The sequence below is a fragment of the Bartonella senegalensis OS02 genome, assembly GCF_000312545.1.
Taxonomy (GTDB): Bacteria; Pseudomonadota; Alphaproteobacteria; order Rhizobiales; family Rhizobiaceae; genus Bartonella; species Bartonella senegalensis.
The window spans coordinates 267,858-276,483 of record NZ_HE997541.1; the positions used below are offsets into that span (position 1 = coordinate 267,858).

At 42.4% G+C, this 8,626-nt stretch carries 12 protein-coding genes and 1 pseudogene; 5 read left to right on the forward strand and 8 right to left on the reverse strand.

Annotated features, from left to right (window positions below; all coding sequences use genetic code 11):
• Together BN200_RS05685 and BN200_RS05690 are read left to right on the forward strand one after the other, a co-directional pair.
• Window positions 1-183: type II toxin-antitoxin system RelE/ParE family toxin (locus BN200_RS05685; protein WP_019221581.1), on the forward strand; the 183-nt coding region annotated here is incomplete at its 5' end.
• A gap of 12 nt (window positions 184-195) precedes the next feature.
• Window positions 196-507, forward strand: coding sequence for a helix-turn-helix domain-containing transcriptional regulator (locus BN200_RS05690; RefSeq protein WP_019221582.1), 312 nt, complete (start codon window positions 196-198; stop codon window positions 505-507).
• A gap of 68 nt (window positions 508-575) precedes the next feature.
• Here the strand turns inward: BN200_RS05690 and BN200_RS05695 are convergent, their stop codons facing one another.
• From BN200_RS05695 to BN200_RS05725, 8 genes are read right to left on the reverse strand one after another with little or no spacing between them, the layout of a single operon-like run.
• Window positions 576-1,880, reverse strand: a complete 1,305-nt coding sequence (locus BN200_RS05695; RefSeq protein ID WP_019221583.1) for a phage late control D family protein — start codon at window positions 1,878-1,880, stop codon at window positions 576-578.
• Window positions 1,877-2,101, reverse strand: a complete 225-nt coding sequence (locus BN200_RS05700; RefSeq protein ID WP_019221584.1) for a tail protein X — start codon at window positions 2,099-2,101, stop codon at window positions 1,877-1,879. Before BN200_RS05700 ends, BN200_RS05695 begins: the two co-directional genes overlap by 4 nt.
• Window positions 2,098-2,478 carry a phage tail protein gene (locus tag BN200_RS05705; protein ID WP_019221585.1) on the reverse strand — a complete coding sequence of 127 codons (381 nt, stop codon included), beginning with the start codon at window positions 2,476-2,478 and terminating at the stop codon, window positions 2,098-2,100. Before BN200_RS05705 ends, BN200_RS05700 begins: the two co-directional genes overlap by 4 nt.
• Before the next feature lie 5 nt (window positions 2,479-2,483).
• Window positions 2,484-4,784 carry a phage tail tape measure protein gene (locus tag BN200_RS05710; protein WP_019221586.1) on the reverse strand — a complete coding sequence of 767 codons (2,301 nt, stop codon included), beginning with the start codon at window positions 4,782-4,784 and terminating at the stop codon, window positions 2,484-2,486.
• A complete protein-coding gene (locus BN200_RS09985) occupies window positions 4,781-4,945 on the reverse strand; it encodes a GpE family phage tail protein (RefSeq protein ID WP_341871745.1) in 165 nt (54 codons plus the stop codon). The genes BN200_RS05710 and BN200_RS09985 overlap by 4 nt, the downstream gene beginning before the upstream one ends.
• Window positions 4,894-5,178, reverse strand: a complete 285-nt coding sequence (locus BN200_RS05715; RefSeq protein WP_019221588.1) for a phage tail assembly protein — start codon at window positions 5,176-5,178, stop codon at window positions 4,894-4,896. The genes BN200_RS09985 and BN200_RS05715 overlap by 52 nt, the downstream gene beginning before the upstream one ends.
• Window positions 5,179-5,181: 3 nt before the next feature.
• Complete coding sequence (locus tag BN200_RS05720; RefSeq protein WP_019221589.1) at window positions 5,182-5,688, reverse strand: phage major tail tube protein; 507 nt, start codon at window positions 5,686-5,688, stop codon at window positions 5,182-5,184.
• Window positions 5,688-6,917 (reverse strand): phage tail sheath subtilisin-like domain-containing protein, encoded by a 1,230-nt coding sequence (locus BN200_RS05725; protein ID WP_019221590.1) that lies wholly within the window; start codon window positions 6,915-6,917, stop codon window positions 5,688-5,690. Before BN200_RS05725 ends, BN200_RS05720 begins: the two co-directional genes overlap by 1 nt.
• A 388-nt stretch (window positions 6,918-7,305) precedes the next feature.
• Here BN200_RS05725 and BN200_RS05730 point away from each other — a divergent pair, with 388 nt between their 5' ends.
• The 3 genes and pseudogenes from BN200_RS05730 to BN200_RS09990 form a co-directional block, all read left to right on the forward strand.
• Window positions 7,306-8,049, forward strand: a complete 744-nt coding sequence (locus BN200_RS05730; protein WP_019221591.1) for an antA/AntB antirepressor family protein — start codon at window positions 7,306-7,308, stop codon at window positions 8,047-8,049.
• Window positions 8,046-8,324 carry a hypothetical protein gene (locus BN200_RS05735; RefSeq protein WP_019221592.1) on the forward strand — a complete coding sequence of 93 codons (279 nt, stop codon included), beginning with the start codon at window positions 8,046-8,048 and terminating at the stop codon, window positions 8,322-8,324. The genes BN200_RS05730 and BN200_RS05735 overlap by 4 nt, the downstream gene beginning before the upstream one ends.
• A 178-nt stretch (window positions 8,325-8,502) precedes the next feature.
• Window positions 8,503-8,626: pseudogene (locus BN200_RS09990) on the forward strand (type II toxin-antitoxin system Phd/YefM family antitoxin); the annotation flags it as partial.

Here is an 8,626-nt window from a genome sequence, read left to right on the forward strand (position 1 = left end):
AAGCCGCTTCGTGATGGTGTCTATGAACTGCGTATTAATATTGGTCCTGGTTACCGCGTTTATTATGCCCAATCTGGAAAGACCGTATTATTGTTATTATGCGGTGGTAGCAAAAAAACACAAGACACTGATATCACTCGCGCATGTGCCTGCTGGCGAGATTGGCAAAACCGTGAAGATTAAAGGAGTGCAAGAATGAAAGACCGTAACCATGATGATGCAATGGCAGAAATATTTCGTGATGACCCTGAGCTGGCAGCAGCTACTCTTGATGCTATTTTAGCAGATGGTGACCAGGGGGAATTGCTTGTAACACTTCGTCAAATGGCAAAAGCTTATGGTGGTGTTCAAGCTGTCGCTAAAGCAGCTAACTTAAATCCAACACAACTTTACCGGACACTTTCAGAAAAGGGTAATCCAGAGCTTCGTAGTTTAAATGTTTTGCTGCGTACTATGGGATTTCGCTTGGCTATACAACCTCTTGAACGACCTGTTCCACACACTTGATATCGGTGTTGAGTGTATTAAACATTTTCTAGCTGTAAACAACAGTGTTTTCCGGCAAATCATGAAACCTATTCTATATCTTCTTTATCCATATGGATGACGCCGTCTCCTTCATTACATGCATCGGGTGGGGCGTTTGGGTCAAGGGTATCATCTTTGTCTGGTTTTGTGTTGGCGACGTTTTTAGCGGCATCTTCTTGGGCTTTATCAAAAAGTTCGCAGTCTATTTTTGTGGTATAGCCACCCGTCTTATCAAGCTTGTGTTTGACGCTTTTGATGCGCCATTCTGCTGGAATATAGGGGCGGAAAGGGGGCTCTTGAACCAGTTTTGCCTCTGCTTGCACAAAGGGGTTCCCACCGATATCACATGAGAAAGAAGATTTCCCACGTGATGATTTATTGCGATAAGTCGCAATGGCCGCAACAGCTTCGGATTGATTATGGTAAGTATATTTGAGTTCATGAAAAGGTTCTTGACCAACCTTGACTTCCTTTTTTTCACCACTGCGGATATCGTGATAGGTGGCAAGTACACCGCCTTTTTTCTCTTGTTCTTTTTCTTCGGGTGTTTCTGCTGCTGTCTCTGCTTTAGGCAAAGTGGGGGCGTCACTTTCATCCATATGAATAACATCTTCGCCTTCATCAATTTCTTCTGGTTCTCGCGCATTGGCGGCGGCTTTTTGATCATCTCCCGCATCTGTCTTTAAGCCATTGGCGCTCCCTGCTTCATCGCGTGCGCTGTATTTAAAATCCCAAGAGGTGCAGTGTTTTTCATGAATGACAACAACGGGCAGTGTTTCACCGGTAATGGCTTTGCCTTCCCCCCGTTTGGCAAGCACCAATTGGCCATCAACGGGTTTTGCGACGGCATCATATTCTTCTGCAAGGCGCGTGGCAAAAGCCATATCACTTTCTGCTGTTTGATCAATGTGACGCACAACAATTTTGGCAAGAGCAGGGTCGACTTTTGCTGTATAGCCATTGCGCTGTGCTATCTCTTGAATGATATTGCCAAGGGTTTGCTGGTGATAAGATTGGCTTTTCGGGGTTCTATAAGATGTGTTCATAGAAGCTGCGCGCCCTGTAACACTTAAGGTTTGTGGTGGGCTGCTGACAGAGATTTCATCAATCAGATAGGTGCCCATATCGCGGTTTTTACCCCCTTCATAGCCAAGAGTGATAGAAAGGATTGTTCCAATGAGAGGGATATCAAGAAAGCCATTATCACACTCACGGGCGCGGTCATCAAGCTCGATAGTAATACGGTCGCTTTTATCTTCTGCTTCATCGGTAATTTCAATCGATAAAACATAGTCCATCAGCACGCGTGTAATGTCTTCTCCATTTGCCATTACGGTACAAAAAGGTTTCATTGTTTGCTGCCCCAAAGTCTGATAACGGGTGTGGCTTTAGGATAGGGGAGGGTTGGCAAGAGGATTGTGATGCCTGCTTTTAAGATGGGTCCATAGTCTGCAAGACCAAAATTAGCTGCATAGACGCGTTCAACAGCAAGAGCTTGTTGTCTTTTGGCATAATATTTCCAGCAAATAGCATCAACCATATCGCCTTCTTTGGTGACGTAAAGATCACTCATAGCTCTTCCCCATATTCTCTCAAATTGACGGTAAATTCTTGTTTTTTAGGCGCGCCATTTTGATGAAAGAAGCTTTGCTTTTCTTTTACAGAAAGGATAACAAATTTGCCTAAAATCTTGCCTTGCCCTGTCACGAGGATATGAGGTCCCTCATGTGCCATTTGTCGTAAATATTCCAGTTGTCTATAACCGCCTTTAAAGTCTGGATAAACCACACCTGTTAGGGAAAATTCCGCATTGGCAACAGCTGGTAATTGAAGAGCAGCCTTGCGTCCCAATCGCCCTTGCTCCACCCATGGAATGTCATAGGTCATATCGAGGGCTTGATAAGCTGCTGTTTCAATGGAAAAGATAAAATACCCTAAAGCTAACATCATGATGATTAATCCGAAAGGCTAGAGGCGATAGCCAAACGCTGTTGTTTGGCATAGTGTTCAAGAGCTTGATTGACGGCGGCACGGATTTCGTCCTTTAAACCATTGGGAACAGAAATATTTAAATTTGAAATCATCACGCGGGCATCTACTTCCACCGGCTTATGAACAGTAATGGGCTCTGAAACTTTGAAAGAGTCAACCTTTACATTTGACGCCTGCATTTGTCCTGTTTCGACTCTAGTGGTGTTAAAACCACTTTTGCCTTTTCCAGATGGAGCATTGGGAACAATGGCTGCATCAACCATTCTTTTTGCTCGTGCATTAGTTTCATCGGTAAGGGTTTTAATGGTTTGGGTTGAAGTTTTATTGATTGTAGCACTAAATCCTAACTTTTCTTGCATCCAGTTTGGCATCCAACTGGTTAATTTATTGATCTGGATCCCGAACCAATCGGATAGAGCATTCCATTTGTTTTTGATGCCTTCAAAAAGTCCGTTAATCAGATTGGCTCCTGCTGCCATTAAATCGACACCAAGCAACCATTTAATGAGTTCATTAATTTCTTTCGCTATCCAATAGAGCGGCGAAAAGGTTTTAAAGAGCGTAAAGAGGTTGTTGAAAATGTTACTGCATAAGCCAGCCAAAGAACTCAACAAATTGCGTAAGAAATTGATCACCGTATCCCAATTTTTGTAGAGCAGATATCCAGCACCTATAAGGGCTGCAATGCCAGCCATTATCCAACCTATGGGGGTTGTCATGATGGCAACACCAAGCGATATAAAAGCAGAACCAACGGCGATTATTGCCGAAATGAGTGAACCTACAAGAGTTAAAGCAAGACTGGCAACAGCAGAAGCAGCTGAGGCGAGTGCTGAAAGGAATGATCTTCCAAGAGTTGCGGCAAATCTGATAAAAGCTTTATCTGCTGCGATTATTTGTGAGAGTAGGGATTTTCCAAGATTTGCAGCAAGACCAGCAATTTTAGAACCAACTGAAGTTAAGGCTGAAAACACTGGTCCTGAAAGAGCAACAGAAAGCCTGATAAAAACTGCGCTAACCACGGCTAGTGATGTAAGTAACCAACCATTGATTTTATCCCAGTTTTTGTAAAGCAAATATCCAGCAGCAACAAGAGTTGTGATACCACCCAGTATCCAACCGATAGGGGTGGTCATGATTGTGATACCAAGGGTAACAAAAGCTGCTCCCACGGCTGCTAAAGCTGCAATGAGTGGACCAAAAATAAAGGAACCAAGAGCGACAAGCCCCACTTTAAAAAGGGTGATTTCACCAATTAAGGGCTCTAACCATTGGAACCAGCCTTTAATCCTCTCTGTGAGATCACTGATACCCTTTCTTAAATCAGAGGTAGGATCAAGCAAATCTTTGAAAGTTTGTTTTAAGGTTTTTGCCCAGCTCGCAACAGTTGTTTGAATAAGATCACGGTTTTCATCAATCAACTTTGAAAAACCATCAATTAAATCATTGATTACGGGCATAAAACGCGCACCAATAAAGCTTGCGATACCGCCTATTTTTTTCTTAAAGGCACCAAGCTTGTCGCTTAAATCTGCTGCATAGCGCGCAACATCGGCACCTATCAGCCATTTTCCTTTCCTCGCTTTTGCAAAGAGTTCTTTAATGGGTGCCATACCTTGTGAAAGCATGGCAGCCATTTCTTTACCATCTCCACCAAACAACAGTGCAGCAATACGCTGCCTTTGTGCTTGATTTTTCATCTTACTCATTTTTTCGGTAATTTCTTCCAACAAAACGGAGTTTGATTTGAGTTTACCAGAAGCATTTTTGACAGAAATGCCAAGCGCTTCAAATCCCATAATGCCTCTTTGTTGTCCGGCATATGCTTGCGCCGAACGCCTATTTAAGGTTGCCAAGGATTGTTGAAAGAGTTCGGCAGAATATCCCGAATTATCGGCTGCATCACCCCATAATTGAAGGGCTGTTACACTCATTCCTAAATGGCGTGAGGCATGGTGAAGACTATCGCCCATATGCATGGTTTTCATAGTAACGGCGGTCAAACTTGCCACAAGACCACCACCAGCAAGCCCTAGGACACCGGTAAAGACTGAAGCACGACTTGCTGCTGTAGCAAGAGCACTTTGAACACCATGAAGGCCTTTTGTCATGTTTTTGACAGCAGTAGAAAAGCGCGGAATACGCAATCTATGGGATAATGTTTTTGAAAGTTTATTGAATTTCTCTTGCACCCGTTTTAAAGGCGCGGTGAGTTCGTCTTCAAGAGACAACTTGACCTTTGCATCAGCAACTTTTTTACTCATTTTGTTTTATACCTTTCTGCTGCTTGTTTTTGCCAAAAAAGCAATTCCTGCGGTTCCATTTCCATCATCTCTGAAAGAGGCCAATGAAACACAATGGCAATATCGGCAATCAGTTTAGTGGCGGTTTCCCAGTCGAGATTTCCCGCCGTTTGGTAAAAGATTCCAAGATCTTTCCAATACTATTCATATCAGCGCTATCAATTTCGCTAATAGCGTCATACGGCCATCCAGAAAGGCGTGCAACCATCATTGTCGTCTGATCAGTACCTTCATTTTTCTCGATGGCTTTTATATCTTTTATTTTGATGCGCCGTAAGGTAATTTCGGTGTGTTCTTTTCCTTCAAATGTAATAGGTTCAAGTAATTTATATGTAACAGTTTTTTGTATAGCCATTTTTTATAATCCTATGTTTTCTCTGTGGTCTGCGAGTTGATTGACGCCATTGAATTTTCTCACCATGTTGAGGGCATCTATCTCAACGATTTCAACGTCCTTTTGGACATATTTGAAATATTGCAATGTGAATGTTGCTGTAGAAGTTGCTTTGCCTCCCGGTTGCCATTCTGCCATTTCAAAGCCTTTGCAAAGTCCTCTCATGGTAATGATAACCCCTTCTGCCGGCGTCCCTTGGGCTTGCATTGAACTGCGCAGTGAGATGTCGACATCTGTGCGTCCCAACAATGCCATTAATTCTGGAGAGCAATCAGAAATGGTCATGGTAAGCGTGAGTGTTTCAAGACCAAGATCAACTTCAATGGCACTATCCATGCCGCCGCCGCGGTAACTTTCAACGACCAAATTCAAGTTTGGGAGGGTGACACTTTCACACTTTGCTTGATAGGGAATACCGTCGACAAAAATGTTAAAATATTTCAAGACTCTTGGTAAAACGGGTACGGTCATTAAAAAATCTCCTCTAGATAATTATTGATGATTTGTGAACGGAAAGTGATGTGTTCTGCGGGTGTTGTGGGCGTGAATTCCACATTGAAAGAGACTCTGCCATCTTCAATAGCGCTTGCTGTGTTAAGCTCTGGGTCAGGTGTGCAGCGCCCACCAAGAATGGCGCCTTGTGCTTTTAAATCACGCAAATAAGCATTGACGCTTTCACTCACATCATTCAGGTAGGTCTTTTTGATATTGCGATCGACCGCCCACAGATGTCCGCGCAAAATAGCATCATTAATCATATCTGCAGTGCGTACCACCGATAAAAAGGCAAATTTTGTATCGCTTGAAAGCGTGCGATTACCCCAGAGACGATAACCGTTTTCACGGATGATGGTTGTGATATTTTGTTCGTTGAGAAGATTAGCGCGGCTTGCACGATCACCAATAGAAAAATCAATTGGGCGTGCTATGCCAACAATTCCATTGATCACTTTATTGGAAGGGGAATGCCAAAAGCCATTGGTAAAATCATTTTTGGCAATGACCCCAGCAACCGCTGCACTTGCTGGCTCTTCTAAGATCTTGCCATTGCGATTAACTTTGACAAATGGATCAATGAGAAGGGCGCGTTTTGAATCAAAATCCTTTGCTGCGCTAAGGGCCGCTTCATCTGTTGTGTTTGGTGCATCAATCACCACAATAGCGCGCAAACGTTCTGCAATGCCAATCAGTTCTGCCGCAACGGGGTTCGAGGTTGTACTGATCTGAGTTTTGGCACTATCACTCGTTCCATCAGTGGTTACACTGGAAGGGCGTTGATGGGTAAAGCCTGGCGCAATGAGAATACGTGGTGTTTGTCCCACAACAGATTGCGCTCCAATGAAAGCATGAACACCTTCATAGGCGCCATGTTCGTTCACACCACCCAGAATATTGCTGAGTGTTGCATTTTCATTGTCACCTTCTTTTACACGGATAACAACAACAATTGCTCCCACTTGCTTGAAAATAAGATCAAGAGCATTGGGTAAAGTACCACGTCGTTTGCCTGTTTTATCTAGTTTTGCAGCTTGTGAAAGAGAGCCTGCGACCAAAACGGGTGTGTTAAGAGGAAAGGCTTGTTCATCCGAATCGGGTGCTGTGCCGATAATTCCGATAACGCCAGACTGAACTGCACGAAGAGGGCGTGTGCCGTCATCAATCTCGACGATTTCAACACCGTGTAGAAAACCTGTTGCCATTTTATGCTCCTTTAAAATAGTGGCGAATGAAATGAATATGAAAAATGAGGAATGAAGAGCTGTGTTTTTCAATGCTCGGCATTCAAAAATGAAATAAAAAATATCAAAAGTATCTTGACATTATTTCTGTAATCTGTATTTTCGAATCAGGTGCCTGAAAAACGCCTTATAATACCAAGCGGATTGGTTGCCGAAATAACTAATCTTCTGAACATTAAAGATTTTGACTCATTATGTGCGGTAGCATATAACGGTCTTGTCGGGTGTGGTTACGCTATACAATACCTTTATAGGAAAGGTGTAACGACGGACTTGGTACCGTGTTTTTCAGCACCCGGCGCTCTTTTTAGAGTGTCAATGAAAAACCTCTATTACCAAGGAGTTCATAATGAACACTCTTATAGAAATTACAGAACAAGTCATTGATGGCGATACTGTCCAAACAGTAAGCGCACGTAACTTGCATACATTTTTAGAAGTTAAAACCAGTTTTAAAGATTGGATTATTCGTCGTATTAAAGAATGTAAATTTAAAGAAGGTTATAACTTTTGCTCTTTTTTGAGCGAAAGTTCAGGAGGTCGTCCTTCTAAAGAATACTACCTCACATTAGATATGGCTAAGCACCTTTCGATGATCGAGCGTAATGATAAGGGGCATGAAGCGCGTCAATACTTTATCAAGTGTGAACGGCTTTTGAAAAAGGTAGCAACACCGCAAATAAATCTTGCTAATGCTTTGGAAAATCCGCTTACGATTAAACAGCTGCTTTTAGAGAGTATCAATCAATTAGAAGACTTAAGAAATGAAGTGAGTACACTCAAGCCGAAAGCAGAGGCTTTGGAAGGTTTAAAACGCTCTGATGGTTTGTTCGGTCTTATTGAAGCTGCAAAGATGTTAGAGATACGACCAAAAGAGTTGACCGATTACTTACGTAAAAACGATTGGGTTTATCGACGTGCTCCAGGGGCTCCTCTGTTGCCTTATCAAGATAAAATCAAGAAAGGCTTTATGGACTGCCGTGCGATTACCATTCAAAGACCAGATGGGACAGAAAAGGTCCTGCCTTCAACGAAAATCACCTCCAGAGGATTGGCATGTTTAAGAGAACAAATCCATGGAGGTGTGCAATGAATACCAGTATCGACTTTTTATGCGATTTGTGGATGGCATTGTATCAATTTTCTGATCGTGATGATATTGAAGACAAGGCTTTTAATACGCTCATTGAGACCATGGATGCGATAGAAAAAGCTTTAATATTAAAGCTTCAAGATGAACCCCCAAATGCACTCAAAATTTTGGCAATGATTACAAATTTTGGAACTTTAAGACCACCTCCGATTATAGAGTCTTTGTTGAAAACTTACGAGCCGAGTTTGGAAAGCTCTGTCACGAAAGCTGCTTAATTAGAAAAACATAACCTCTCTCTTCCCTGCTTCTAAGTGGGGAAGAGTTGAGTAGATTTCCCTTAAAGAAGCTTATTCCAATTACAAAAGTGTGTTTTTTCTCCAGCGTGTTGTAAAACATCTTTACATAATACATATTATACGTACAATACGTATTATCTATTAAAGGGCTGTACTGATGAAAAAATATAGTTTTACAGATGTAAACCGCGGGGCAGGCGATATTTTAGACGAAGCGATGTCAACGCCTGTTGCTTTAACGAAGCGAGGGCGTGAAAGGATTATTATGCTTCCCGTTGATT

What these genes read in the sequence shown, in the direction of transcription:
- BN200_RS05690 (WP_019221582.1), top strand. Translation starts at nt 196, where the DNA reads ATGAAAGACCGTAACCATGATGATGCAATGGCAGAAATATTTCGTGAT.
- BN200_RS05695 (WP_019221583.1), bottom strand. Translation starts at nt 1,880, where the DNA reads ATGAAACCTTTTTGTACCGTAATGGCAAATGGAGAAGACATTACACGC.
- BN200_RS05700 (WP_019221584.1), bottom strand. Translation starts at nt 2,101, where the DNA reads ATGAGTGATCTTTACGTCACCAAAGAAGGCGATATGGTTGATGCTATT.
- BN200_RS05705 (WP_019221585.1), bottom strand. Translation starts at nt 2,478, where the DNA reads ATGATGTTAGCTTTAGGGTATTTTATCTTTTCCATTGAAACAGCAGCT.
- BN200_RS05710 (WP_019221586.1), bottom strand. Translation starts at nt 4,784, where the DNA reads ATGAGTAAAAAAGTTGCTGATGCAAAGGTCAAGTTGTCTCTTGAAGAC.
- BN200_RS05715 (WP_019221588.1), bottom strand. Translation starts at nt 5,178, where the DNA reads ATGGCTATACAAAAAACTGTTACATATAAATTACTTGAACCTATTACA.
- BN200_RS05720 (WP_019221589.1), bottom strand. Translation starts at nt 5,688, where the DNA reads ATGACCGTACCCGTTTTACCAAGAGTCTTGAAATATTTTAACATTTTT.
- BN200_RS05725 (WP_019221590.1), bottom strand. Translation starts at nt 6,917, where the DNA reads ATGGCAACAGGTTTTCTACACGGTGTTGAAATCGTCGAGATTGATGAC.
- BN200_RS05730 (WP_019221591.1), top strand. Translation starts at nt 7,306, where the DNA reads ATGAACACTCTTATAGAAATTACAGAACAAGTCATTGATGGCGATACT.
- BN200_RS05735 (WP_019221592.1), top strand. Translation starts at nt 8,046, where the DNA reads ATGAATACCAGTATCGACTTTTTATGCGATTTGTGGATGGCATTGTAT.